Below are 24,046 nucleotides of genomic sequence, written 5' to 3'. Positions count from 1 at the left end.
AGTGCCGCTCCAGGACGCGGCATACTGCGCTCCCCGCTTCATCCAGTTCTGCCCCCGTTATGTGGTGGGCGGCCGAGCCCCGACTCTGCCGCTGATGTCAATAGATCAGCGGCCAGTCTACGACGAGAAACGCCTTTTTCATAACGATCCGGTAAAGACGGTCGGATCCTTCGGACTCAGACGAGGCGCGACTCCGGAGACTTCGTCAGGCTGGGGTCCTGCTGGGCCAGATCCCCCAGGACCGAGTCGATCGAGTGCATTGCGGCGTCATCCAGGGTGACCCCGGCAGCAGCCACATTGCTGGCGATCTGTTCGGGCCGCGAGGCTCCCACCAGGGCGGAGGCGACATTGGGGTTTTGCAGCACCCAGGCGACGGCGAGCTGTGCGAGGTTCAGCCCATGGTCCTCGGCGATCGGCTTGAGCTTCTGCACCGCGGTGAGGATCTCCTCGTTCATGTATCGCTCGATGAACTTCCCGGCCTCCTTATCCGAGGCGCGGGAGCCCTCTGGTGCCGCCTGTCCGGGGAGATATTTGCCGGTCAGCACGCCCTGGGCGATGGGTGACCAGACGATCTGCGAGATGCCGAGCTCTTCGGAGGCCGGGATCACCTCTGGTTCGATGACCCTCCAGAGCATGTTGTACTGCGGCTGGTTGCTGATCAGCGAGATGTTCAGCTCCTTGGCCAGGGCATGTCCGGCGCGCAGCTGATCCGCCGTCCATTCGGAGACGCCGATGTAGAGCGCCTTCCCCGAGCGGACCACGTCTGCGAAGGCCTGCATGGTCTCTTCCAGCGGGGTCTCGTGGTCGTAGCGGTGGGCCTGGTAGAGGTCCACGTAGTCGGTGCCGAGTCGGCTCAGTGAGCCGTTGATCGACTCCATGATGTGTTTGCGGGACAGCCCGGTGTCGTTGGGCCCCTTGGGACCGGTGGGGAAGTAGACCTTGGTGAAGATCTCCAGCGACTCCCTGCGCTGTCCGGCCAGGGCATCGCCGAGCACCTGCTCGGCCACCGTGTTGGCGTAGACGTCAGCGGTGTCGAACGTGGTGATTCCGGCGTCGAGGGCGGCATGGACGCAGGTGGTGGCGACGTCGTTCTCGATCTGCGAGCCGTGGGTCAGCCAGTTGCCGTACGTGATCTCAGAGATCTTCAGGCCAGAGTTTCCGAGGTATCTGAATTCCATGAACCGAGCCTAACCCTGGTGGCCTGCCCGGACCAGCCTGTCCAGGGCCTCCTGCATATGCTCCTCGATCTCGCGCCGGAGCACCTCGTCGTCGCCGACAGCGATCGCCTCGGCGATGCGGCTGTGCTCGGCCACCTGGTCCTCCGGGTCGAAGTAGGTCTCCTGCAGTGCGGTCATGCACATCCGGGTCTCCACCATCAGGGTCTCGTGCATGCGGTGGAGTCGGGGGCTGCCCGCCAGGCTCACGAGCTCCTCGTGGAAGGCGAAATCCGCATCGGCCAGCGCATTCAGGTCTCCGGCCGCCGCTGCCTCCGCCATCGCCGCGGCGCGCTCGCGGAGTCGCTGAGCGCCGGCGGCGGCCCCCTCCGAGTGCGCGAGGGTGTAGGCCGCCGCCGTCTCAATCGCGGTGCGGGTGAGGTAGAGATCGCGGATCTCCGCCTCGTCGAGCTCCTTGACGAAGAGTCCTCGGTTCAGCTCGCTGCGGACCAGGCCCTCCTGGACCAGGCGCTGCATGGCTTCACGCAGCGGTCCGCGACTGACTCCGAACTCGGCCGCCAGCCCTGCCTCGGAGAGCTGCGCCCCAGCCGGGAGTCGGCCGTTCATGATGCCCTCGCGAAGCGCGCGTGTGATCAGTGAGGAGGTGGACTCACGGTGGACGGGTTGAAAACCTGCGGGGGAACTCATGGCATCTCCGGATTGTTGACAATCTTCACAGGTATTCATAGCATAGCCGGACCTCAGGATGAAAGGTCGTCAGATCAGTGATGCCGGCACAATCCCCCGCGATGAAGGGCAGGTGAGCATGTCAGCAGCTCCGCCGATCATCGCCGTGCTCTGTCCCTCCGCGGAGACCGCAGGACCGAATGCGCGCCCCAGCGGACTCGAGCGGATCGCTGCGCGCGCCGAGATCCGCTACACCGAGGCCGGCGACCTGCCGCAAGCGCTGGACGGGGCGCAGGCGCTCTTCCTCTGGGACTTCTTCTCCCCGGCCGTCAAGCAGGCCTGGCCGCACGCCGCCGCGCTGGAATGGATCCACGTGGCGGCCGCAGGTGTCGACTCGCTCATGTTCGAGGAGCTCAGCGACTCGGCCGTCACCGTCACCAACGCGCAGGGGATCTTCGACCGACCGATCGCCGAGTACGTGCTCGCGGCCATCTTCGCCCACGCCAAGGACTTCTCCGGCAGCCTGCGGCACCAGCAGAATCGGGAGTGGGTGCATCGCGAGACGAAGAAGGTGCAGGGCAGCACTGCGCTGGTCGTCGGCACCGGTGCCATCGGCCGCGAGATCGCACGGCTGCTTCGCGCCGTCGGGATCGCCGTCACCGGTGCCGGGCGCACCTCGCGGGAGCAGGACCCCGATTTCGGGACGGTGATCGACAGCGCGGAGCTGGACCTGCATGTGGGGGCCTTCGACCACCTCATCAATGCCGCGCCGCTGACGCCGCAGACCACCGGGCTGGTGGGCGAGAAGACCCTGTCTGCGATGCGCGAGGGGGCGCATCTGATCAACGTCGGACGCGGAGAGTCTGTGGACGAGCAGGCGCTGATTCGTGCGCTGGAGGCAGGACGGCTCTCCCGAGCCACGCTCGACGTCTTCGTCGAGGAGCCTCTCTCCCGGGATTCTCCGCTCTGGGGCATGGAGACCGTGACGATCTCGGCGCATATGTCCGGCGATGTCCGGGGCTGGCGCGATGCCCTCGCGGAGCAGTTCGTGCGAAACGCGGAGCGCTGGCTGGACGGAGAGCCGCTGCGCAACGTGGTCGACACCGCCAAGGGATACGTCCCCAGCGGCTGAACCGAACCTCGCCGATTCGAGTCACCGAAAGATCTAGATCCACCCGCCGAGTCCGCGGACTCAAGAGCTTGAGGAGGGGCGCATGCCGCACCTTGCTGAACTGACCGCCGTCGAGCTTCTCGCGGGATACCGCAGTGGGGAGTTCACTCCGGTGGATGCCACCGAGGCGGCGCTCGAAAGGATCGAGACGCAGGACGGCGAGATCAACGCCTTCGTCCTGGTCGATCGGGAGTCCGCACTGGCCTCCGCGCGGGACTCCGCCCGGCGCTGGGCCGACGGTGAGTCATTCGGCCCCGCCGACGGCATCCCGACCTCGATCAAGGACATCTTCTACACCGCAGGATGGCCGACGCTGCGCGGGTCGAACCTGATCGATGAGTCCGGCCCCTGGGACGTCGACGCCCCCTGTGTGGCGCGGCTGCGCGCCGCCGGTGCGGTGCTGATCGGCAAGACCGCCTCGCCGGAGTTCGCCTGGAAGGGCACCACAGATTCCCAGCGCTTCGGCATCACCTCCAACCCATGGGACCCCTCGGTGACCGCGGGAGGATCCTCAGGAGGGGCGGCAGCGGCCGTCGGGGCCGGAATGGGGCCCTGGGCCGTGGGCACCGACGGGGGCGGGTCTGTGCGCATCCCGGCAGCCTTCACCGGCACCGTCGCGATCAAGGCCACCTATGGCACGGTGCCGATGTATCCCGCCAGCCCCTTCGGCACTCTGGCCCACGCCGGGCCGATGGCTCGGACGGTGACGGACACCGCGCTGCTGTTGGACGTGATCTCGGGCTTCGACTCTCGGGACTGGTCGGCGCTTCCCTCACCGACACGTCCGTTTGCGGCAGACCTGGCCACGCTTGAGGCAGATTCGTCCTCGCTGGCAGGCGTGCGGATCGCGTACTCACCCACGCTGGGGTTCGGCACCAACGATCCGGAGGTGGAACAGCGCGTGCGGGAGGCCGTCGACGTGATGGCCTCGCTCGGTGCCGACATCGAGGAGGTCGACCCCGACATCGAGGACCCGGTGGAGGCCTTCCACGTGCTCTGGTTCACCGGGGCGGCGAAGGTGCTCGAGGCCTACGGGCCCGGCGCGCTGGAGAAGATTGATCCGGGGCTTCGGGAGGGGATCGAGAAGTACGCCGACGCCTCGGCGCTGGATTACCTCAGCGCGACCGCCGTGCGGATGGACATGGGGGTGCGCATGGGGAACTTCCATCAGTCCTACGATCTGCTGCTCACCCCGACGATGCCGATCCCGGCCTTCGACGCCACCCGGCAGGCCCCTGACGGGTGGCCCTCGGAGCTGTGGACCAGCTGGACTCCCTACACCTATCCGTTCAACATGACCCAGCAGCCTGCCGTCTCGGTGCCCTGTGGACTCACGAGCTCCGGTCTGCCGGTGGGTCTGCAGATCATCGCCGCCAGAACCCAGGACCGGTCCACGCTGCGGGCCGCCCGCGCCTACGAGATCGCCAGCGGCGAGAAGTTCAGTGCGCCGGTCTCACCGGCCGCGCGGGTCGGCGGAGCTGGGCGATAGCCACACCGGTCAGGGTGATCGCGCCGCCGAGGATTCCCAGCGGCGGGGGGATCTCCCCGAGCGTGAGTCCCGACATGATCACGACGACGGCCGGGACAGCCAATGTGCTCGAGGCCACCTTGCCGGTGGGGAAGTGGTTCATGGCGTAGCCCCAGAACCAGAATCCCAGTGCGGTGGGTCCGATGCCCATGTAGATCGCCCCCAGGATCACGGGGGTCGAGGTGGACTGGACCTCGTTGATGGTGGCGCTGACGAAGGGCAGCAGTGCGACGGTCCCTGCCGCGCAGGCCAACCAGGTGGCGGTCAGCGGGTCCGTATGCCGCAGCGCCACCTTCTGGATCAGCATGCCGCCCGCATAGAGGAAGGCGGCGACCAGTGCGATGCCGAGTCCGGCCAGCGCCAGCTGGCCGGTGGAGCCCGCCACGGTGATCAGGCCGATCCCGCACAGCGAGACCACCATGCCGAGGAAGAGCCGTGGCGAGAAGGACTCCTTGAAGAACACCACGGCGCCCACGCCGACCATGAGCGGGGCGAGATTGACCACCATCGCGATGGTTCCGGCATCGATGTAGTGTCCCGCGAGGTTGAACACCAGTGTGTAGAGGGCGAACCAGATGACGCCGAAGAGCGCTGTCAGTCCGATCGCGGCCCGCGTCGGCAAGGTGATGCGCCCGCGTCGCACCCACAGCAGCAGGATGGTCAGGGTTGCGGAACCTGCCACCAGCCGCAGCAGCGCGAGCGGTCCGGGGGAGAGCTCGCCGGCCGACCAGCGGATCAGGACGAAGGACGAGGCCCACATGAGCACTGTGGCGATGATCGCCGCCACGGGCAGCGTCCTGCGGGGAAGGGTGGCGGTCTGAGTCACGCCATGACTGTACCGCCGCCCTGCTCGATTCGCCTTGATCGATCCGCTTTGCTCAATCCCGAGGGCCGGGCTATGATTGACAGTCGCAAGCCGTGCTGCGCTGTGCCCATGCGTGTCCTCTTGGAAGAGGGCCGCCGGGGTTAGGCGCCGGAAAGCAGCAGGGCCGTTGTGAAGCCTGGATTCCAGAGCACCACATCAAGCACCACCGTCCGTGCAGCGTCTCGCTGTGCGAATGAGAAGACACTTCGGTTGGATCTCACCCAGCCTGGTCCGTCCTCGCAAGTAACGGTGTCATAGCTGGTGGCGGGACCCAGAATCGGGTGCCGCCCGTATACATTCACGTACTTACGTCAGAGGAGTGATCATGGCAGCACGTTGCCAGGTGACCGGAGTGGGGCCGCAGTTCGGCAACTCAATTTCCCACTCGCATCGGCGCACCAAGCGCCGGTTCGACCCGAACATCCAGAAGAAGCGCTACTGGGTCCCTTCATTGGGGCGCAATGTGACGCTGACCTTGTCCGTCAAGGGCATCAAGACCATCGACGTCCGCGGCATCGACGTAGTCGTCGCCGAGCTGATCGAGAAGGGTGAGAAGCTCTAATGGCAAAGGACAAGGACGTACGTCCCATCATCAAGCTGAAGTCGACGGCAGGCACCGGGTTCACCTACGTGACCCGTAAGAACCGCCGCAACAACCCCGACCGCATCGTGCTCAAGAAGTACGACCCGGTCGTTCGCAAGCATGTCGACTTCCGAGAGGAGCGCTGATCATGGCCAAGAAATCCAAGATCGCAAAGAACGAACAGCGCAAGGTCATCGTTGAGCGCTACGCCGAGAAGCGTCTGCAGCTCAAGAAGACCCTTGTTGATCCCAACGCCTCCGACGAGGACCGCGAAGCAGCCCGCGTGGGTCTGCAGAAGCTTCCCCGTGATGCTTCCCCGATCCGCGTGCGCAACCGCGACTCCATCGATGGTCGCCCCCGTGGCACCTTCCAGAAGTTCGGCATCTCACGTATCCGGTTCCGCGACATGGCTCACAAGGGTGAGCTTCCGGGCATCACCAAGTCTTCCTGGTGACCCCTCGGTTCTGAATCGCGAACCTCGCTGACGGGGTGGGCCACCTTCGGGTGACCCACCCCGTCGCTCGTTCTGCTGTACATTTGTCACTGCAGAACCCAAAGACCGCCACCCGTGCACAGGCAGCTGTTCCTCACCCCCTGGAGGAATTGCATCCTCGCACGGGTGGCTTTTTTGTTCAGAACGCGCTTCCTATTGTCCTGTGAAGTGTTCGCGGAGCGGAAAATGCGGCGATTCGGCCCAGAATCTCGGGCTTCTATGCTGGTTCGTCCGGGCCTGCGTGGTAAGTTGCCGTTCTGAAAGCCCCACGCGGCATGACCCGCGCGCCGCCGCCTGAGAAATGCAGCGGCGGCACGCGCTCAGGCCGGGGACTGCCACCGAATAAGTCCAGGAGGACAAACATATGGCACTGAACCGCAGCGAGCTCGTCGCAGCAGTCGCAGAGAAGTCCGGCAACTCCCAGGCCGCCGTCAACGGCGTCCTGGATTCGGTCTTCGAGGTCTTCACCGAACAGGTTTCCAAGGGCGAGAAGGTCACCATCCCCGGTTGGCTGGCAGTGGAGCGCACCAAGCGTGCCGCCCGCACCGGACGCAACCCGCAGACCGGCGAGACCATCCAGATCCCCGAGGGCTACTCCGTGAAGCTCTCCGCCGGATCAAAGCTGAAGGCTGCTGCCACCGGCAAATGAGCGTGATGAGTCGCAGCCGCCCCTAGAGGGCGAGCCGCGGCCGCGCTGAACGTCTCGGCCCCTCGTCCAGTCCGCTGGGTGGGGGGCCGACGTCGTCTCCCCGACGTCTCCCGCCACGTGATTCCCTGGTCTTTCCACGCCGTCTTTCTACGCGGCGTAGAATTGGTCGACGCCCCGTCACGGGCGCCCCCGCAGGAAGGTGCAGCACCATGACAGTCTCGTTCGCCCTCACCGCGGGCGCCGCCTCCGCCGACGGTCTGCCGGCATGGAGCCCGCTGGTCTTCGGGCTGGTCAGCCTGCTCGTGGTGGTCCTGGTGGTCGTGCTCGCCCGGCGCAAGATGAACGACTCCCAGCGCTGGCGCAGCGGCACCGGCTCCCACGGATCGGATTCCAGCGGCACCGGCTCCCACGGATCGGCCGAGCCCGGAGACGATCCACGCAGGAACGACGGCGCGTGAGCACCTCCACCGTGCGCACCTCGACCCAGGAACGGCCTCGCGCCGATCTCTGGCGAGCACCCCTCCCACTGACCGCAGCGGTGCTGTGCACCGGTCTGCTGGCCCTGATCATCGCGGGCGTCCTCACCGGCGTCTCCGAGCCCGGAGAGCTCTCGGACTCCGGAGCCCTGACCCGATGGGGTCTGCCGGTGGCACGCTTCATCCACCACCTCGCCATGGCCACTGCCCTCGCGGCGGTGATCCTGGCTGCCGTCGCCGTCCCGCCCCAGCGCGGACCTCGCCAGCGCAGGAAGCTGGGGAACACCGAGGCCGCGGCCGAGCACCCGATCTTCACGCGGATCCTGCAGATTGCGGGCCTGGCGGGCGTCGTCTGGACCGTGGCTGCCGTGGCCGTGCTGGTGCTCACCTTCTCAGACCTCTCCGGACTCCAGCTCTCTGCCTCGGACTCCTTCGCCTCGGGATTCTTCGGGTATGTCCAGTCGATTGCGAACGGGCAGGCCTGGACCGCAGTGGTGCTGATCTCCGCGGTCTTCACCACGCTGGTCACAGCGGTGCGCGCCCCCGCCGGACTGTTCTTCATCGGGCTTCTCGGGCTCACCGCCATCCTGCCCATGGCGCTGGTGGGGCACTCCGCTTCCGGAGATGATCACTACGCTGCGGTCAACTCGCTGGGACTGCACCTGCTCGGCGTCGTCGTCTGGGTGGGCGGTCTCGTGGTCCTGGCGCTGCTGGCTCCCAGCCTCGGTCGGGAGGCGGCGCGACGCGGGACCGGCCCTGCCGGGCGAGGCGGGGCAGGCGCCGACTCCGCCGACCTGACGGAGACGCTGCTGCGTCGCTATTCCACGCTCGCCGGGCTGGCCCTGCTGACCGTGGTCGCCTCTGGGGTCATCAACGCCAGCCTGCGGATCGAATCGCTGGACCAGCTGGTGGGCACCGAGTACGGCCTGCTGCTCTGCGCGAAGCTTCTGGCCACTGCTGGCCTGGCGCTGATCGGCTGGCTGCACCGCAGCTGGATCATTCCCCGGCTGCACAGCCGAAGCCGACCCGCCGGCATGCTCTTCCAGCTCATCCTGGTGGAGGTCGCGATCATGTCTGCCGTGATCGGGATCAGCACGATCCTCGGGCGCACCGCACCTCCGGTCTCGGAGGAGCTGCCCCCGGATGCGAGCCCCGCCCGGACGCTGACCGGGTATGACCTCCCGCCCCAGCCCGAGGGAAGTCTCTGGTTCACCCTCTGGCGCCCGGACTGGCTCTGGGTCGCGGTGATCGTCTTCCTCGCCGCCTGGTATGTGCTGGCGATGGTGAGGGTGCGTCGACGCGGGGACCACTGGCCCGTGCTGCGGACGGCGAGCTGGCTGCTCGGTCTCCTGGTGCTGCTCTGGGTCACCTCCGGGGGTCCTGCGGTCTATGGAATGGTGCTGTTCTCCGGGCACATGATCCAGCACATGACGCTGACCATGGTCGCGCCCATCTTCCTCGTGCTCGGCTCCCCGGTGACCCTCGCCCTGCGCTCGCTGCCGGCGCGCACCGACGGCACCAGAGGGCCGCGAGAGTGGATCCTCTGGCTCGTGCATTCGCGCTTCTCGAAGATCGTCACGCACCCGATCGTGGCGGCGGTGAACTTCGCCGGGTCGCTGCTGCTCTTCTACTACACCCCCGTCTTCGGGCTCGTGCTCAACTACCACGTGGGCCACGAGCTGATGATCTTCCACTTCCTGGCTACCGGCTACATCTTCGCCCTGGTGCTCATCGGAGCCGACCCGCTGCCCCAGCGCCCCGCGCATCCGATGCGGCTGATCATCCTGTTGGCCACGATGGTCTTCCACGCGTTTCTCGCGGTGGCGATGACCAGTTCCGACCAGCTCATCCAGGCGGCATGGTTCGGCAATATGGGGCACGACTGGGGCTTCACCGCGCTGGAGGACCAGCACCGCGGTGGCGAGCTCATGTGGGCCCTGGGAGAGATCCCCGCGATCCTGATGTCCTTCGCCGCCGGTGTCATCTGGTCGCGCGACGACAAACGTGAGACCAAGCGGCTCGATCGCGAAGCTGACCGCTCCGGGGACGCGGAGCTGCACGACTACAACGACATGTTCGCCGAGATGGCAGAACGGGATCAGCCGCGATGAACCCTTACCGAAACCTCCTGACCTCTTGCTCCGCCGTCCTCGCGCTGGGCGGGCTGCTCCTGCTGAGCGGGTGCTCCGCCCCGGAGGAGCCCGAGTCCGGGCAGCAGGCCGAAAGCGCCGATCCCGAGAGCGGCGAGGCTGAGAGCAGCGATGGCGAGGTGAACGGATCCCCCCGACTCATCGCTGCCGCCCAGGCGGGACTCGAGAGAGCCTCCAGCTTCGGTTTCACGGAGGCAGGCTTCGTCTCGGCCGAGGTCGCCGAATCCTATAGAGACCTGCTCGAGGGCAATTCCCTGGCAGGGGAGGACCCCGATGTCGAAGTCACACCTGCCTCCTGCGCCGACCCGCTCGCCGCGGTCGACTTCTCCCCGCTGCTGCTGGGCCAGGACACCGTGCGTGCCGACTTCTTCGCGGAGAGCTTCTCCGGAGCCGGGTCGGTCGAGCTGGCCGAACTGGCCGACGAGCAGGACGCCGAGCAGGTCCAGGTCCATCGGGACAACGTGCGCCAGCTCCTCGAGACCTGCGCAGACACGGAGTTCACCCTGGACGGAATCGACTACGCGCTGAGCATCACCGAGCCTGAAACAGAGTCTTCACCGGAGCAGACCATCAGCTATTCCTGGAAAAGGACCGGTGAAGGAACAACTTTCGCCCAGATCCTGTTCACGCAGGTGAAGGATGACATCATCATGGTCTCCTTCACCGGAGGTGAGGAGGCCGCCTCGGCGGAGTTCACCTCCATCGCCGAAGCCATCAGTGCAGAAACGGCCGCCGCGCTCGAGGAGACACCATGATCTCGGGCGCACCGGCACGAACCACCGCAGGACCGACAGGAGAACCCGCATGACAGAGACGATTCGCCGCGCCGAGCGTGTGCGCGCTTCCGAGCTGGTCGGAAGAGGCTGGCTGAACACCGGAGGCAAGCAGGTCTCCCTGGAGGACCTTCGCGGCAAGATCGTCATTCTGGACTTCTGGACCTTCTGCTGCATCAACTGCCTGCACGTCCTCGATGAGCTTCGCCCGCTCGAGGAGCGCTTCAGAGACGTACTGGTCACCGTCGGCGTCCACTCTCCGAAGTTCGAGCACGAGGCGGATCCCGATGCGCTCGCCGCAGCAGTGGAGCGCTACGAGATCGCCCACCCGGTGCTCGATGACCCCAACCTGGTGACCTGGCAGGCCTACTCGGCCCGTGCCTGGCCGACCCTCGTCGTCGTCGATCCGCAGGGATACATCGCGGCGTCGCTTGCCGGAGAGGGACACGTGGCCGGGCTGACCTCGCTGGTCGAGGAGCTTGCCGCTGAGCATGAGGCCAAGGGGACGCTGCACCGTGGTGACGGCCCCTATGTGCCCCCCGAGCCGGTCTCCCGCACGCTGCGCTTCCCCGGCAAGGCCGTTCCGGTTTCCCGCGCGCTCGGCGGGCAGCAGGACTCGCTCGGGAACTTCCTGGTCTCGGACACCGGTCACCACCGAATCGTCGAGCTTGACCCGGACCTGCAGACCGTCGTCCGCTCCTGGGGCGGCGGCGAGGACCAGGAGAAGGGTCACCACGACGGCGTGGCCGATGACGCACGGTTCAACGAGCCGCAGGGTTTGACTGTTCTCCCGGAGGCGCTCAGCGCCCAGGTCGGCTACGACATCGTGGTCGCGGACACGGTGAATCACCGCCTCCGCGGCATCAACACCTCCACCGGCGAGGTCACCACGCTCGCCGGCAACGGCGTCCAGCGGCTGCTCGACGCCGAGCGCGCCCGGGCCGGAGCCGTCGAATCCGGATCATTGGGGCTCGACCCGCTGAACGTCTCGCTGTCCTCGCCCTGGGACGTGCTGTGGTCCGAGACCCTCGGCCTCGTCGTCGTCGCGATGGCGGGGACCCATCAGATTTTCACCTTCGATCCACGCACCGGCGAACTGTCCATCTTCGCCGGCACCGGGCTCGAGGGACTCCTCGACGCCGAGGCGGACGCGGCCTGGTTCGCGCAGACCTCGGGACTCACCGAGGATGCCGCAGGCGATATCTGGATCGCTGACTCCGAGACCTCCTCGCTGCGCGTCATCCGGACCGGCGCCGCGGCCGCGCAGCCCGCCGTGGAGACCGTGGTGGGCGAAGGCCTGTTCGACTTCGGCTTCCGCGACGGCGAGCCGGGGCAGGCCCGCCTGCAGCACCCGCTGGGCGTCACCGCACTGCCGGACGGCTCGGTCCTGGTGGCCGACACCTACAACGGCGCGATCAGGCGCTACCGCGGCGAGCACCTGGCCGCCGACGGCACCACCGTGGCCGCCGAGGTGTCCACGGTCGCCCGCGGGCTCAAGGAACCCTCAGACGTGCTCCTCGACGCCGACGGCACCGGCCTGCTCGTCGTGGAGACCAACGCCCACGAGCTGGTCCGCATCGCGATCCCCGAGGACTACCTGAGCGTGGATGAAGGAGCGTCGCAGACCCAGCGCCCCACCACCGCGGTGGCTCCCGGGGAATTCTCCCTGGACATCGGCTTCGCCGCCCCCACAGGCCAGAAACTGGATGACCGCTGGGGTGATCCGACCCAGCTGAAGATCTCCTCCTCCCCCGAGAACCTGCTGCTGGACGGCGGCGGAAACTCCGAGGGCCTGCACCGCACTCTGCGGCTGAACCCCGAGGTCGCCGAAGGCGTGCTGCACATCACCGCCCGTGCCGCTGCCTGTGACGGTTCGCCCGGGGAAGAGATCCCGATGCACGCAGCCTGCCACCTCTATCAGCAGGACTGGGGCATCCCGGTCCGACTCGAGGACGGGGCGCAGACCGAGCTCACTCTGGACCTGCGCGGAGTGCGCTGAGCGCAGCTGAGAACGCCCTGCCCGTCCCGACCTGGGCCTGGCGTTGGTAAGCTCATGGGCGAACCAGATTTTCTGCGAAGAAGGCGGTTGAACTATGACCACGATGGTCGTTGTCGCGAGCAAGCATGGGTCCACCGCGGAGATCGGTGAGCACATCGCCTCCACGCTGCAGAACCGCGGTGTCTCCGCGCATGTCAAGGATGTCTCCGACGCGAGCGCCTGGCTCTACGAGACGGACAACGTCGTGCTCGGCATCCCGGTGTACCAGCAGAAGCTCTGGGGTCCCGGGAGACTGTTCCTCGAGGCGAACCAGACCGAGCTGGCCGGCAAGCCGCTGTTCCTCTTCGCCGTGGGCGGCGGGCCCAGCCTCGCCCCGGAACTGGCCGAGCAGCTGCGCAGCTACCCGCACCGGGAGGTCACCTATTTCCGGGGAGCCATCGACGCGGAGAAGCTCAGCTTCCTCGAGAAGATGATGCTCAAGGTCGCCAAGGCACCCGAGAATGCCGACCTGCGTGACTGGCCGGGGATCGAGGACTGGTCCCGGTCGCTGCTGGCCTACGGCCTGAGCTGATTCCGCCGTCTTCTCCTCGATGATCGAGTTCGACCAGGTCAACAAGACTTTCACCCAGCGCTCAGCCACCGGCAGGGGCAAGTCCGTGCACGCCCTGCACGACATCAGCCTCAGCATCGATGAGGCCGAGATCTTCGGCGTCGTGGGGGAGTCAGGTTCCGGGAAGTCCACGCTGCTGCGGCTGATCAACGCCCTGGAGGCGCCCACCTCGGGCGTCGTCAGGGTCAACGGCGTCGACCTCGCCGCCCTGCGGCCTGCGGAGAAGCGCCTCCAGCGGCGCCGGATCGGCATGATCTTCCAGCAGTTCAACCTGCTGGCGAACAAGACCGTCGCCGCCAACGTCGCGCTGCCGCTGAGTCTGCATCGGCGCCGCGGGATGCCCGGGTCGAACAGCCGCGCATCGACGGAAGCCACCGGCCGCGGGTCGGCAGAGACGAGTGGCCGGGGGGCGGCAGCGACGAGTGGCCGGGGGGCGCCCAGGGAGCGCGCCCTCGAGATGCTGGACTTCGTGAACATGGGCGCCCACGCCGCGAAGCACCCCGCCCAGCTCAGCGGCGGCGAGAAGCAGCGCGTGGCCATCGCCCGTGCACTGGTGAACGAACCCGACATCCTGCTCTGCGATGAACCGACCTCCTCACTGGACAGTCAGCACACCGATGAGGTGATGGCCACCCTGCTGCGCGTGCGCCAGGAGATGGACACCTCGATCGTCGTGGTCAGCCACGAGCTGGAGGTCATCCGCGGAGCCTGTGACCGGGCCGCCATCCTCGAGTCGGGACGGCTCACCGGAGTCGTGGACATCGCGGCACCCGAAGCGCGGGAGCGCTTCAACTCCTACTCCGAGCGCGCCCGGCGCTACCTCGAAGGGGGTCAGCAATGAACGAGTTCGGCGAGCGGCTCGCGAGGTACCAGGGCGAGATCATCACCTCCATCCTGGAAACCGGGGCGATGCTGGGGTGGTCGCTGCTTGCCGCAGTGTTGATCGGGCTGCCCGTGGGCACCGGAATGTACCTTTCACGCCGGGGTGGACCCAAGGAGCGCGGCTGGCTCTACGCGGGGCTCAACGGGTTCGTCAACGTCGTGCGCTCCGTGCCGTTCCTGCTCTTCGTGGTGGCGCTGATTCCTTTCACCCGCTGGGCCGTGGGCACCTCCTTCGGCACCACGGCGGCGGCCGTTCCGCTCTCCTTCGTCGCCGTCGCGCTCTACGCGCGGTGGGCGGAGCAGACGCTGGTGGAGGTGCCGCAGGCCACCGTGGAGCTGGCCGATTCGCTCGGAGCGAGCACGTCGCAGCTCGTCACCCGCTTCCTCTACCCCGAGGCGCGCTCCGGACTGGTGCTCTCGCTGACCACCGTGACGATCTCGATGATCTCCTACTCCACCATCATGGGGGTGGTCGGCGGCGGGGGCGTCGGCGACTTCGCCATCCGCTACGGATACCAGCGCTATGAATACGACATCATGTACGTGACCATCGCGGTGATCGTGGTCATCGTGATGCTGATTCAAGCCTTCGGGACCAGACTTTCGATGGCGCTGGATCATCGCTCGCGCTGAGACACACCTGTCACGACCGGCGCACCCGGCATAACCGGCGCGGCTGAGTCGTTGATCTATACGGACCTGGACCAGGTCCGTCCATCCCGATCGAGGAGAACCTTGAACGCCGAATCCCCGCAGAACCGTCCCGTCCGTGCACTGAGCGCCGCTGCCGTCGCTCTGGCGCTGTTCGCCACCGCCGCCTGTTCTGGGGAAGAGTCCCAGGGGGCGGGCGAAGCCTCAGGTGACGACACGCTCATCCAGGTGGCCTCGCACACCACCCCGATGACCGACGTTGTCGAAGCCGCCGCCGAGGTCGCCGAGGCCGAGGGCTACACCATTGAACTGGTGCAGGTCAGCGACAACGTCCAGTACAACCGGCTCCTTGCCGATGGAGAAGTGGACGCCAACTTCGCCCAGCATGAGCCATATATGCAGGCCTACAACGAGGCCAACGACGCCGAGCTCGCCGTCGTAGCGCCGATCTACAACGCGCGTGTGGGCTTCTACTCCCAGGACTACGATTCCCTCGACGAGATCCCTGAGGGTTCCCAGATCGGCCTGCCGAACGACGCTTCCAATGAGGGACGCGCGCTGGCGATCCTGGCAGACCAGGGTCTGATCACACTTCCAGAGGGGATCGGGTTCGAGGCCACGTTGGCCGATGTCGAGGAGAACCCGAAGAACATCGAGTGGGTACAGGTCGACCTGCTCAACCTCACCTCGGCCTATGAGGAGGACGGCATCGCGGCGGTCTTCAACTACCCCACCTATATCGGCAGCCTCGGGCTCACCCCTGAAGACGCCATCGCTGTCGAGGAGAACGTCGACGAACGCTTCGCGATCTCCCTGGTGGCGAACGAGGCGGACCTCGACAGCGAGAAGATCCAAGTACTCGAGGATGCGATGACCAGCGACGAGGTGCGTGACTTCCTGGTTGAGGAGCACGACGTGACGCTGACTCCCGCCTTCTGATGCGTTGAGCAGGCCCGCGCGGCTGATCAGCTCGACGGCGGTGTTATGCCCTCCGTTCCCGGTGACGCGCGTTCCCAGGGCTCCACGCCCCCGGGGATGACACGCATCATCGGGTGCGGAGCGGGCACCGGCCGGGCCGGCGTCTGCCGCTGCGCTGCGAGCTGGTTCGCGCGAGCCTTCTCCGGGGAGCGCCGCTCCAGCTTCGCGGCGAGGTGCTCCCATTCCAGCGCAAGCTGGCCCGCCGTGACGTCGATCGCCTCTCCGGTGTCGGTCTTCGAGTGAATGATCTTGCTGCGATTGAAGCGGTAGCCCCTGACATCCGCCTCCTCCGCGACGCCCTGCAGATAACGTCCGACAGCGGCAAGCGGATCGGCCTGCGCGCGGAAACGAAGAAGCTGCGGATGATCGAGGTACCCCTTGGTGCGTCCGCTCAGCACGGCCTGTGCCAGAAGCGTCTCCCGCCAACAGGCGACGAGTCCCTGACGGTCGAGATGGCCGGGATGGAGGCTCCAGATGCGCATCGGCACAGGCTACCGGTGCGCGGCGACGTATGGCGTAACAGAGGGCCCGGAGTCGCCGGGGGCGGGTGATAGCGTTCTGTGCCTGTCCGCGACCGATCATGTCTGCGCGCCGCCCACACGGGGTGCCGAATCAAGGGAATCTCAATGACCACACGCCTGCTCTCCACTCTCGCGATCTCTGCCGCTGCGGCACTGACTCTCGCCTCCTGCGGCGGAGGCGAGGATGCCCAGAACGACGGCGAGTCCGCCTCAGGTCTGAGCCTCGAGGAGGTCCAGGAGGCCGGCGTGCTGACCGTGGGCACCGAAGGGACCTACCGGCCCTTCAGCTACCACGAAGACGGCTCCGGAGAGCTCACCGGATTCGACGTGGAGATCGCCTCCGCAGTGGGCGAGGAGCTCGGCGTCGATGTCGAGTTCGAAGAGACTCAGTGGGACGCCATGTTCACCGGACTGGAATCGGCCCGCTTCGACGTCATCGCCAATCAGGTCTCGATCACCGATGACCGCGAGGAGAGCTACCAGTTCTCCGAGCCCTACACCGTCTCCAACGGCGTGATCGTCACCCTGGAGGAGAACGAGGACATCACCAGCTTCGAGGACCTCGACGGGGCCACCACTGCGCAGTCGCTGACGTCGAACTGGTACGAGCTCGCCACTGAGTCAGGTGCCGACGTCGAAGCAGTGGAGGGCTGGGCGCAGTCGGTGACGCTGCTCGAGCAGGGCCGTGTGGACGCCACCGTCAACGACAAGCTCACCTACCTCGACTACCAGGCCACGGAGAACAACGAGAACATCAAGATCGCCGCCGAGACCGAGGACCAGTCCTTCTCCGCACTGACCTTCCGCCAGGGCAGCGACTCCCTGGTCGAAGCGGTGGACGAGGCCATGGCCACGCTCGCCGAGGACGGTACGCTGGCTGAGATCTCCGAGAAGTACTTCGGCGAAGACGTCACTCAGTGAGCCTCCACCCCAGCATCTCCCGTTAGGCTTCAGCTGTGATCGACATCGATTGGACGCTGGTCGCCGAGTCTTTCTGGCCACTCTTGCGTGGCGGCCTGACCGGCACCATCCCGCTCACCCTTGCAAGCTTCACGTTGGGACTGGCCCTGGCGCTGGTGCTGGCCATGATGCGCATCAGCGGCAATCGGCTGTTCTCGGGCATCGCGAGGGTCTACATCTCGATCATCCGCGGCACCCCGCTGCTGGTGCAGCTGTTCGTGATCTTCTACGGCCTGCCCTCGGTCGGGGTGACCATCGATCCCTGGCCCAGCGCCGCCATCGCCTTCTCGATGAACGTCGGCGGCTATGCCGCGGAGATCATCCGCGCCTCCATCCTCTCCGTGCCCAAGGGCCAGTGGGAGGCGGGCTACACGATCGGGATGTCCCGCAACCAGGCGCTGTGGCGGCTGATCCTCCCGCAGGCGCTGCGGGTCTCGGTGCCGCCGCTGTCGAACACCTTCATCTCCCTGGTCAAGGACACCTCACTGGCCTCGCTCATCCTGGTCACCGAGCTCTTCCGCGTGGCCCAGGAGATCGCCGCGTTCAGCCAGGAGTTCATGATCATCTACGTGGAGGCCGCAGTGATCTACTGGTGCTTCTGCCTGGTGCTCACCATGATTCAAGACAGGCTCGAACGGAGATTGGACCGCTATGTCGCCCACTGATCGTCTCGGCGAGACGCCGCTGCTCGAAGTCTCCGGGTTGAACAAGTCCTTCGGAGACAACGAGGTGCTGCGCTCCATCGATCTGCAGGTGAAGTCAGGCCAGGTGCTCGCGCTGATCGGGCCCTCCGGGTCCGGAAAGACCACGGTGCTGCGGTGCCTCAATGGTCTGGAGCAGCCCGACGCCGGCACGGTGGCCTTCTCCGGGGGGCCCGCGGTGACCTTCGGCGCGAAGACCAGCAGGCGCGAGAAGGAATCGCTGCGTACCCGTTCGGCCATGGTCTTCCAGGGCTACAACCTCTTCCCGCACAAGACCGTGCTGCAGAACGTGATCGAGGGTCCCGTCCAGGTGCAGAAGCGCTCCAAGGCCGACGCCACGCAGCGCGCCGAACGGCTCCTAGAGCGAGTCGGCCTGGCCGAGAAGCGTGACAACTACCCGCACGAACTCTCCGGGGGTCAGCAGCAGCGCGTAGGCATCGTGCGCGCCCTGGCCCAGGAGCCCTCGCTGCTGCTCTTCGATGAGCCGACCTCCGCACTCGACCCCGAGCTGGTGGGCGACGTGCTCCGTGTGATCAAGGAGCTCGCCGAGGAGGGCTGGACCATGGTCCTGGTCACCCACGAGCTCGCCTTCGCACGAGAGGTCGCCGATACCGTGGTCTTCATGGACGAGGGTGTGGTCGTGGAGCAGGGCCCCGCGGAGACTGTCCTGCGCGAACCGGCACAGGAGCGAACCCAGCGCTTCGTGCACCGGCTGCTCAACCCGTTCTGAGCTGAGCTGCGCTGAGCCTGCGGTTTGCGTCCTTGACCGCCCCGGTGCCGCGGCGGAGACTGGACGCCATGAAGATCACCGCGACCACTGTCGTCTTCGACGCAGCCGACCTCGACGCCGAGAGCAGGTTCTGGGCCCGGATGCTGGGAGGTGAGGTGCAGGCCGAAGAGGACTGGCACACCGTCATGGTCCAAGGCGCGGCACCTGTGGCGGTGCAGCTGGCCCCGGATCACCAGCCTCCACAGTGGCCCGATGGCCAGCCACAGCAGATCCACCTGGACCTCGACGTCGAGGACATCGCCTCAGCCCACGCTGAGGCCGTCGAACTCGGTGCCACGGTGCTGCAGATGGCCACCGGCAGGCAGCGCTTCAACGTCTACGCCGACCCTGCCGGGCACCCCTTCTGCCTCTGCTGGCACTGACCCCAGCTGCACTGATCCCTGCAGCCTGACCCTGTCCAGCCGAGTCGCGCTGTGCGAAGCTGAGCCCATGAGCGTCATCGAGAACTCCACACTGGCCATCATCGGCGCCGGCAGCGTGGGCACCGCCACGGCGTATGCGGCCATGATCCGCGGCTCCGCCCGGCACGTGCGGCTCTACGACATCGACGCCGCCCGCGTGGACGCTGAAGTGCTCGACCTGGCTCATGGCAGCCAGTTCACGGGAGCAAGCGACATCTCCGGCGGCGCGGACCTCAAACACGTGGAAGGTGCCGACGTCGTCGTCATCACCGCCGGAGCCAAGCAGCACCCCGGGCAGACGCGCCTGGATCTCGCCGCCACCAATGTGGGGATCCTGCGCCGAATGCTGCCGCAGCTGCTCGAGCGCGCGCCCGATGCCGTCTACGTGCTGGTGACCAATCCCTGCGACGTGCTCACCGTGGCGGCGCAGCAGATCTCCGGACTCCCCAGCAGCCGGGTCTTCTCCTCCGGCACCGTGCTGGACACCGCGAGGCTGCGCTGGAAGCTCGCCCAGCGGGCCGGAGTCGCACAGTCCAGCGTGCATGCCCATATCGTCGGCGAGCACGGAGACACCGAGTTCCCGCTGTGGTCCTCTGCGAGCATCGGCGTGACCCCGCTGCTGGACTGGGAGCGGGACGGGACCAGGGTCTTCCACCCGGAGGAGCTCGATGCCCTCTCGCACGAGGTGCGCAACGCGGCCTACCAGGTGATCGCCGGCAAAGGAGCCACCAATTACGCCATCGGCCTGTCTGCCGCGCGGATCGTGGAGGCCGTGCTCCATGATGAGCACGCGATCCTGCCGGTGAGCAGCGTGCTCAACGGCTTTCTCGGCATCGACGGTGTGGCGCTGTCCATCCCCACCGTGGTCTCCGCCCGAGGGGCTGAGCCGGTGGTCACGACCCCCTTCGACGAGGCCGAGGCTGCCGCGCTGCGGGTCTCGGCCGAGGCGCTGGTCAGCGTGCAGAGGTCCCTGCGCCTCTGACTCAGCTCTGGCGGATTCCTGATTCGTTCCAGGTCAACGCGGGGATGCAGCTCTTGTCCCAGTAAAGTGTCACATCATGACGCGTATTGGGACCTTTGTGGGGGCGTTGTTCTACCACTCCGGCGGCAAGACGTTCGCCCTCGTCCAGCAGCTCACCTTTCTGGCGGTCCTGACCGCGCCCACCGTGGCACTGGCGATCTTCGAGCCAGCGACCACCTCCCTCTTCCGGGTGATGCTGGGGCTCGGACTTCTGTTCGCTGCCACGGCAGTGGTCGCGATGTCCCCGCGCGCCGGCCTGCCTCCGGCGCTGGAATGGCTGGTGCCTATCAGCAGCATCGTGGCCTGCGGCATCTGCCGCTACGCCACCTATCCCGACGGCGCGGTGATCTCCAATCTAAGCCTGGTGCCCTCGCTGTGGCTGGTGGTGCGGTTCCGGCTCAGGGGTGCCGCCGTCGCCGTGCTGATGGTGGTCCTCTCGATCAGCATTCCCTCGCTGCTGGCCATCAGTGATGATCTCAACGTGGCGTCGTTCTCGAGATACACGGTCCTGCCGGTGGCTCTGGCGCTCATGTCCTTCGCCGTGGTCGGGATTATGCAGAGCCTCGAGGCCAACAGCATCGAGGCCAAGCGTGCGCTGATGAGCGAGCTCGAGTCGCTGACGCAGCTGGAGCGCACCGACAGACTGCTGCGCGGGGTGTTGGAGAACCTGAACGTCGGGGTGCTCGTGATGGACACCGCCGGCCACGATGTGATGACGAACAGTGCGCAACGTGAGATCCATGCCTACGCCTCCCCGCCGAGCAACTCGGACCGGACGGAGGCAGGCCACCTGCTCTTCTACACTGACGGCACCCCGATCCCCGAACTGAACCGCCCAGCCGCTCGCGCCAACAAGGGTGAAGAGTTTGACAACGTGGAGTTCCTCGCCGGCAACCCTGGCCCGGAGCAGCGCGTCATCTCGGTCACAGCCCGGGCCGTGCTCGCCGATGATGGCACCCGGGACGCCTCTTTCCTGATCTTCCGCGACGTGACCGATCAATACAATCTTCTGCGCGCCCAGCACGAGATCATCGCCACGGTCTCCCATGAAATGCGCACGCCGCTGACCTCGATCGTGGGTTTCACCGACTTCACCGAGGACACGCTGCAAGAGCTGCCGGCGTCGGCAGTGCGGGATGAGGCGGAGGACCAGCTCGGCGTGATCCGACGCAATGCCGAGAAGCTCAGCAAACTGGTGGAGGATCTGCTGCTGGAGCAGCAGGCCGCCGTGGGCCGACTGACGCTGAACCTCGAACCGGTCGACGTGCAGCAGCTGATCACCGACTGCGTGACCGGGTTCCAGCCGATGGCGGAGCGACGCAACATCACGCTGGACCTCGACCTGGACGCCGGTGCGACCATCATCGCCGATCACCTGCGCATCTCTCAGGTCATGGACAACCTCGTCGGCAATGCATTGAAGTACACGCCGTCTGGGGGGGCATGTGACAGTCCTAGCGAGCACCCCCAGCGGTGGCGAGAGCCTGACCGTGAATGTCACCGACGACGGTCCGGGGATGACTCAGTCCGAGGCGAGCCAGGTCTTCACTCCCTTCTACCGCGCCCCCGCGGCTCGACAGTCCGAGACGGCAGGGGCCGGCCTCGGCCTCGCGCTCTCGCAGTCCATCATCGAGGCGCATGGGGGAACCATCACCGTCCGATCGGCTCCCGGGGAAGGCGCGCGATTCACCTTTACGTTGAACAACGATTTCACCCAGCGCGCTCTCGACGTGCGGATCTGAACAGGACCCCTCCATGTCACCAGCGCCGAAGAATCAGTCGACCCGGCCGCGGACCCGTCGAGTCTCCACAATGGTCTTCATCACCTGTGGGCTCTATGGCAGCATCGCCGCCCTCGTCTTCTGCTTCTCGGGAGCCTTCGGTGATTTCGGGGCCGAGCCGGTCCGCGATTCCGGACTCGTCACCGTCACCGTGATCTCCTCGCTGGCGCTGACCTATATCACCCTGCTCATCCACTCCTACCTGTTTCGCCGACCGAACCGAAAGGGAGACCCCAATGCGCTGACCTGGCACGTGATGATTCCCTGCCGGGATGAGGAGAGCGTCATCGCCGAGACCGTCTCGGCGGCACGAACGACCTTCCCCGGACTGCATGTCTGGGTCATCGACGATGACAGCGAAGACGCGACCGCCACGATCGTGCGAAAACTTCAAGACTTCGACGACAAGGTCCACCTCATCTCCCGCCGCCGACCCGACGCGCGGACCGGCAAGGGCCACGCGCTGAATGCGGCCTACCGCGTGATCTCCTCAACCGTGGGGGAGGACCGCAGAGACCGGCACCGCACGGTCATCGGCGTGCTCGACGCCGATGGCTTTCTCTCCGGCAACGCTCTCGACCTGCTCGCCGGCGCCGATGCCTTCGGCGAGGACACGGTCGGGGCGGTGCAGCTGGAGGTGTGGATGAAGAACCGCGGCGATCGCAGGCCTCGTCCACGCTCCGGACCGTTGAAGAACTTCGTGGGCCGGGCGCTGATCCGCATGCAGGACATCGAATTCCGCACCTCGAACTCGGCGATGCAGATGCTGCGGATCAAGACCGGGACCGTGGGAATGGGCGGCAACGGGCAGTTCACCCGGCTTTCGGTGCTCGACGATCTCGACGCCGAGTACGGCCAACCCTGGGGCAGGAAGCTCAGTGAGGACTACGAGCTTGGGCTCAACATCATCACCCGGGGGCACCGCACGCACTATGTTCCAGAAGCACACGTCTCACAGGAGGCGCTGCCCTATACGCGGCGCCTGCTGACCCAGCGCACACGCTGGGCGCAGGGAAACATGGAATGCGCCGAGCTGCTCTCGGCGCTGCGGAGGAGCGGCAATCTTCGACGCTCGGGCTGGGCGGAGATCCACTTCTTCATGGGACAGCCGGGGCTGCTCATGATCAATCTGGTGCTCGCTCCGGTGCTGATCATCCTGGCAGCCGTGGAGGGCCGGTTCGGGTTCAGCTTCGGCAATCCCGTGGAGTGGATCATCGTGCTGGCTGCCGTACTTGTGATCCTGCCGTACTTCCTCTGGGGAATCTTCTACAAATACTGCTGTCGCGAGGATGTGAGCCTGCTCAGCAGCTTCTTCCTCGGCGTCGCGTATGTCTTCTACATCTACCTGATCTACATCTACTACCCGCGGGCCATGACGCGCATGGCCAGGGGACAGACCTCGTGGGCGAAGACCGCGCGGAACGCCGATCACCTGCTGATGCCGATGCTCGGACTGCGCGAGGAGCTGCGTCGTCTGCCGCTGCTGGATGCGGAGATCATCACCAGCCTGGCCGAGGAGCTCGACGGCGCCGAAGACTTCGCCAGGGAACTGGTCAACACCTTCGGACTCATCTGGCCGCGACGATGGGCGAACCTGCGGCTCGCGGCCGCGGCCGATGACCACGTGGCGACGGCGGATGCGCTTGCCAGCATCCGGGTCTCCTCCGAGATGCTGGGGGCGAAGCGCCTCGCCCAGTGCGCCAAGGATCTTGGGAACTCTCTCGACGCCGAGGACTACGCCTCGATGCGCCGCGAGCTTCCGATCATCTCTGCCATAGGTGAGGAGACCGTGGAGGAGATCCGCGCACGGTTTGTCGCTGCCTAGGACATCTCCCTAGGACATCTCCGCGGAGACCAGGTCGAGGAACTTCTGCTTGAGCTCCCGTGGTCGGAAGGGTTTGGTGATGTAGAGGTCAGCACCGGCGGTTTGGCCGGAGGCCTGGTCCGCAGCTGATGAGCGGGCGCTGACCATGACGATCCGACCACTGAAGCTCGGGCGCACGCGACGCACGACTTCGAGCCCGTCGATATCGGGCAGGCCCACATCCACGCTGATCAGGGCGTAGTCTCCACCGGCGGCCTTGGCCACGCCAGCTTCGCCATTGGGCACGGTGTCCACGCCGAATCCGGCCTGGGTCAGCACCATCTCGAGAAGGCGACGGATATCGTCGTCGTCCTCGATCACGAGCGCCCGGTGGGTCTCCGGCATAGTGTTCCTCTCC

General features: G+C 66.4%; 26 protein-coding genes and 1 pseudogene. 22 read left to right on the top strand and 5 right to left on the bottom strand.

Features of this window, described 5'->3' with window-relative positions:
• Positions 1–176: 176 nt before the first annotated feature.
• Together IY716_RS06405 and IY716_RS06400 are read right to left on the bottom strand one after the other, a co-directional pair.
• On the bottom strand, positions 177–1,178 hold the full coding sequence (locus IY716_RS06405; RefSeq protein WP_218220717.1) for an aldo/keto reductase family protein: 1,002 nt from the start codon (positions 1,176–1,178) through the stop codon (positions 177–179).
• A gap of 9 nt (positions 1,179–1,187) precedes the next feature.
• Positions 1,188–1,862, bottom strand: a complete 675-nt coding sequence (locus IY716_RS06400) for a GntR family transcriptional regulator (protein ID WP_218220716.1) — start codon at positions 1,860–1,862, stop codon at positions 1,188–1,190.
• Positions 1,863–1,980: 118 nt separating this feature from the next.
• Here IY716_RS06400 and IY716_RS06395 point away from each other — a divergent pair, with 118 nt between their 5' ends.
• Both IY716_RS06395 and IY716_RS06390 read left to right on the top strand, forming a co-directional pair.
• Positions 1,981–2,973, top strand: coding sequence for a D-2-hydroxyacid dehydrogenase (locus tag IY716_RS06395; protein ID WP_218220715.1), 993 nt, complete (start codon positions 1,981–1,983; stop codon positions 2,971–2,973).
• A gap of 82 nt (positions 2,974–3,055) precedes the next feature.
• Entirely contained in the window at positions 3,056–4,501 is a 1,446-nt protein-coding gene (locus IY716_RS06390; RefSeq protein WP_218220714.1) for an amidase, read from the top strand.
• Here the strand turns inward: IY716_RS06390 and IY716_RS06385 are convergent.
• Entirely contained in the window at positions 4,452–5,366 is a 915-nt protein-coding gene (locus IY716_RS06385; protein WP_218220713.1) for a DMT family transporter, read from the bottom strand. The two genes, IY716_RS06390 and IY716_RS06385, sit on opposite strands and share 50 nt — an antisense overlap.
• A gap of 364 nt (positions 5,367–5,730) precedes the next feature.
• Here IY716_RS06385 and rpmB point away from each other — a divergent pair, with 364 nt between their 5' ends.
• The 12 genes from rpmB (at position 5,731) to IY716_RS06330 (ending at position 15,610) form a co-directional block, all read left to right on the top strand.
• Positions 5,731–5,967, top strand: a complete 237-nt coding sequence (gene rpmB, locus IY716_RS06380; RefSeq protein WP_036474464.1) for a 50S ribosomal protein L28 — start codon at positions 5,731–5,733, stop codon at positions 5,965–5,967.
• Positions 5,967–6,134, top strand: a complete 168-nt coding sequence (gene rpmG, locus IY716_RS06375; RefSeq protein ID WP_022872124.1) for a 50S ribosomal protein L33 — start codon at positions 5,967–5,969, stop codon at positions 6,132–6,134. The genes rpmB and rpmG overlap by 1 nt, the downstream gene beginning before the upstream one ends.
• Positions 6,135–6,136: 2 nt before the next feature.
• Entirely contained in the window at positions 6,137–6,442 is a 306-nt protein-coding gene (rpsN, locus tag IY716_RS06370) for a 30S ribosomal protein S14 (RefSeq protein ID WP_036474463.1), read from the top strand.
• A 403-nt stretch (positions 6,443–6,845) separates the two neighbouring features.
• The gene (locus tag IY716_RS06365; protein WP_036474622.1) at positions 6,846–7,130 is read left to right on the top strand and encodes an HU family DNA-binding protein; all 285 of its coding nucleotides are present in this window, start codon (positions 6,846–6,848) and stop codon (positions 7,128–7,130) included.
• A 209-nt stretch (positions 7,131–7,339) separates the two neighbouring features.
• A complete protein-coding gene (locus IY716_RS13740; RefSeq protein ID WP_255316451.1) occupies positions 7,340–7,588 on the top strand; it encodes a hypothetical protein in 249 nt (82 codons plus the stop codon).
• Positions 7,585–9,717, top strand: a complete 2,133-nt coding sequence (locus tag IY716_RS06360; RefSeq protein WP_369699609.1) for a cytochrome c oxidase assembly protein — start codon at positions 7,585–7,587, stop codon at positions 9,715–9,717. Before IY716_RS13740 ends, IY716_RS06360 begins: the two co-directional genes overlap by 4 nt.
• Entirely contained in the window at positions 9,714–10,511 is a 798-nt protein-coding gene (locus tag IY716_RS06355; RefSeq protein WP_218220711.1) for a hypothetical protein, read from the top strand. The genes IY716_RS06360 and IY716_RS06355 overlap by 4 nt, the downstream gene beginning before the upstream one ends.
• A gap of 49 nt (positions 10,512–10,560) precedes the next feature.
• Positions 10,561–12,528 carry an NHL domain-containing thioredoxin family protein gene (locus IY716_RS06350; protein ID WP_218220710.1) on the top strand — a complete coding sequence of 656 codons (1,968 nt, stop codon included), beginning with the start codon at positions 10,561–10,563 and terminating at the stop codon, positions 12,526–12,528.
• A 94-nt stretch (positions 12,529–12,622) separates the two neighbouring features.
• Complete coding sequence (locus tag IY716_RS06345) at positions 12,623–13,099, top strand: flavodoxin domain-containing protein (protein WP_218220709.1); 477 nt, start codon at positions 12,623–12,625, stop codon at positions 13,097–13,099.
• Between the two features lie 19 nt (positions 13,100–13,118).
• Positions 13,119–13,979, top strand: a complete 861-nt coding sequence (locus tag IY716_RS06340) for a methionine ABC transporter ATP-binding protein (RefSeq protein WP_218220708.1) — start codon at positions 13,119–13,121, stop codon at positions 13,977–13,979.
• A complete protein-coding gene (locus tag IY716_RS06335) occupies positions 13,976–14,653 on the top strand; it encodes a methionine ABC transporter permease (protein WP_218220707.1) in 678 nt (225 codons plus the stop codon). Before IY716_RS06340 ends, IY716_RS06335 begins: the two co-directional genes overlap by 4 nt.
• 102 nt (positions 14,654–14,755) lie before the next feature.
• Positions 14,756–15,610 (top strand): MetQ/NlpA family ABC transporter substrate-binding protein, encoded by an 855-nt coding sequence (locus IY716_RS06330; RefSeq protein WP_255316450.1) that lies wholly within the window; start codon positions 14,756–14,758, stop codon positions 15,608–15,610.
• Between the two features lie 26 nt (positions 15,611–15,636).
• On the opposite strand, the gene IY716_RS06325 is transcribed toward IY716_RS06330, so the two are convergent.
• Entirely contained in the window at positions 15,637–16,131 is a 495-nt protein-coding gene (locus IY716_RS06325) for a pyrimidine dimer DNA glycosylase/endonuclease V (RefSeq protein ID WP_218220706.1), read from the bottom strand.
• Positions 16,132–16,275: 144 nt separating this feature from the next.
• Here IY716_RS06325 and IY716_RS06320 point away from each other — a divergent pair, with 144 nt between their 5' ends.
• The 8 genes and pseudogenes from IY716_RS06320 (at position 16,276) to IY716_RS13730 (ending at position 23,649) form a co-directional block, all read left to right on the top strand.
• Positions 16,276–17,091, top strand: a complete 816-nt coding sequence (locus IY716_RS06320; RefSeq protein ID WP_218220705.1) for an amino acid ABC transporter substrate-binding protein — start codon at positions 16,276–16,278, stop codon at positions 17,089–17,091.
• Positions 17,092–17,135: 44 nt separating this feature from the next.
• Positions 17,136–17,795, top strand: coding sequence for an amino acid ABC transporter permease (locus IY716_RS06315; RefSeq protein ID WP_218221435.1), 660 nt, complete (start codon positions 17,136–17,138; stop codon positions 17,793–17,795).
• The gene (locus tag IY716_RS06310) at positions 17,782–18,561 is read left to right on the top strand and encodes an amino acid ABC transporter ATP-binding protein (protein ID WP_304413973.1); all 780 of its coding nucleotides are present in this window, start codon (positions 17,782–17,784) and stop codon (positions 18,559–18,561) included. The genes IY716_RS06315 and IY716_RS06310 overlap by 14 nt, the downstream gene beginning before the upstream one ends.
• 68 nt (positions 18,562–18,629) lie before the next feature.
• Positions 18,630–18,983, top strand: coding sequence for a VOC family protein (locus tag IY716_RS06305; protein ID WP_218220704.1), 354 nt, complete (start codon positions 18,630–18,632; stop codon positions 18,981–18,983).
• Positions 18,984–19,050: 67 nt separating this feature from the next.
• Positions 19,051–20,004, top strand: a complete 954-nt coding sequence (locus IY716_RS06300; protein ID WP_218220703.1) for an L-lactate dehydrogenase — start codon at positions 19,051–19,053, stop codon at positions 20,002–20,004.
• 76 nt (positions 20,005–20,080) lie between these two features.
• Positions 20,081–21,244 (top strand): annotated as a pseudogene (locus IY716_RS14005) (histidine kinase dimerization/phospho-acceptor domain-containing protein); the annotation flags it as partial.
• Between the two features lie 244 nt (positions 21,245–21,488).
• Positions 21,489–21,785, top strand: coding sequence for an ATP-binding protein (locus IY716_RS14000; protein ID WP_369699672.1), 297 nt, complete (start codon positions 21,489–21,491; stop codon positions 21,783–21,785).
• A gap of 70 nt (positions 21,786–21,855) precedes the next feature.
• Positions 21,856–23,649 carry a glycosyltransferase family 2 protein gene (locus tag IY716_RS13730; protein ID WP_255316449.1) on the top strand — a complete coding sequence of 598 codons (1,794 nt, stop codon included), beginning with the start codon at positions 21,856–21,858 and terminating at the stop codon, positions 23,647–23,649.
• 9 nt (positions 23,650–23,658) lie between these two features.
• On the opposite strand, the gene IY716_RS06290 is transcribed toward IY716_RS13730, so the two are convergent.
• Positions 23,659–24,033 (bottom strand): response regulator transcription factor, encoded by a 375-nt coding sequence (locus IY716_RS06290; protein ID WP_218220701.1) that lies wholly within the window; start codon positions 24,031–24,033, stop codon positions 23,659–23,661.
• Positions 24,034–24,046: the final 13 nt, after the last annotated feature.

This window comes from Nesterenkonia sp. Act20 (assembly GCF_019173455.1).
Lineage (GTDB): Bacteria > Actinomycetota > Actinomycetes > Actinomycetales > Micrococcaceae > Nesterenkonia.
This window is presented reverse-complemented; position numbering and strand designations above follow the sequence as displayed.

Excerpts from the sequence above, each read along its gene's own strand:
- IY716_RS06320 (WP_218220705.1), top strand. The coding sequence starts at position 16,276 with ATGACCACACGCCTGCTCTCCACTCTCGCGATCTCTGCCGCTGCGGCA.
- IY716_RS13740 (WP_255316451.1), top strand. The coding sequence starts at position 7,340 with ATGACAGTCTCGTTCGCCCTCACCGCGGGCGCCGCCTCCGCCGACGGT.
- IY716_RS06310 (WP_304413973.1), top strand. The coding sequence starts at position 17,782 with ATGTCGCCCACTGATCGTCTCGGCGAGACGCCGCTGCTCGAAGTCTCC.
- IY716_RS06350 (WP_218220710.1), top strand. The coding sequence starts at position 10,561 with ATGACAGAGACGATTCGCCGCGCCGAGCGTGTGCGCGCTTCCGAGCTG.
- IY716_RS06395 (WP_218220715.1), top strand. The coding sequence starts at position 1,981 with ATGTCAGCAGCTCCGCCGATCATCGCCGTGCTCTGTCCCTCCGCGGAG.
- rpmB (WP_036474464.1), top strand. The coding sequence starts at position 5,731 with ATGGCAGCACGTTGCCAGGTGACCGGAGTGGGGCCGCAGTTCGGCAAC.
- IY716_RS06290 (WP_218220701.1), bottom strand. The coding sequence starts at position 24,033 with ATGCCGGAGACCCACCGGGCGCTCGTGATCGAGGACGACGACGATATC.
- IY716_RS06390 (WP_218220714.1), top strand. The coding sequence starts at position 3,056 with ATGCCGCACCTTGCTGAACTGACCGCCGTCGAGCTTCTCGCGGGATAC.
- IY716_RS06365 (WP_036474622.1), top strand. The coding sequence starts at position 6,846 with ATGGCACTGAACCGCAGCGAGCTCGTCGCAGCAGTCGCAGAGAAGTCC.
- IY716_RS06325 (WP_218220706.1), bottom strand. The coding sequence starts at position 16,131 with ATGCGCATCTGGAGCCTCCATCCCGGCCATCTCGACCGTCAGGGACTC.
- IY716_RS06305 (WP_218220704.1), top strand. The coding sequence starts at position 18,630 with ATGAAGATCACCGCGACCACTGTCGTCTTCGACGCAGCCGACCTCGAC.
- rpmG (WP_022872124.1), top strand. The coding sequence starts at position 5,967 with ATGGCAAAGGACAAGGACGTACGTCCCATCATCAAGCTGAAGTCGACG.
- rpsN (WP_036474463.1), top strand. The coding sequence starts at position 6,137 with ATGGCCAAGAAATCCAAGATCGCAAAGAACGAACAGCGCAAGGTCATC.
- IY716_RS13730 (WP_255316449.1), top strand. The coding sequence starts at position 21,856 with ATGGTCTTCATCACCTGTGGGCTCTATGGCAGCATCGCCGCCCTCGTC.
- IY716_RS06300 (WP_218220703.1), top strand. The coding sequence starts at position 19,051 with ATGAGCGTCATCGAGAACTCCACACTGGCCATCATCGGCGCCGGCAGC.
- IY716_RS06335 (WP_218220707.1), top strand. The coding sequence starts at position 13,976 with ATGAACGAGTTCGGCGAGCGGCTCGCGAGGTACCAGGGCGAGATCATC.
- IY716_RS06405 (WP_218220717.1), bottom strand. The coding sequence starts at position 1,178 with ATGGAATTCAGATACCTCGGAAACTCTGGCCTGAAGATCTCTGAGATC.
- IY716_RS06355 (WP_218220711.1), top strand. The coding sequence starts at position 9,714 with ATGAACCCTTACCGAAACCTCCTGACCTCTTGCTCCGCCGTCCTCGCG.
- IY716_RS06340 (WP_218220708.1), top strand. The coding sequence starts at position 13,119 with ATGATCGAGTTCGACCAGGTCAACAAGACTTTCACCCAGCGCTCAGCC.
- IY716_RS06345 (WP_218220709.1), top strand. The coding sequence starts at position 12,623 with ATGACCACGATGGTCGTTGTCGCGAGCAAGCATGGGTCCACCGCGGAG.
- IY716_RS06400 (WP_218220716.1), bottom strand. The coding sequence starts at position 1,862 with ATGAGTTCCCCCGCAGGTTTTCAACCCGTCCACCGTGAGTCCACCTCC.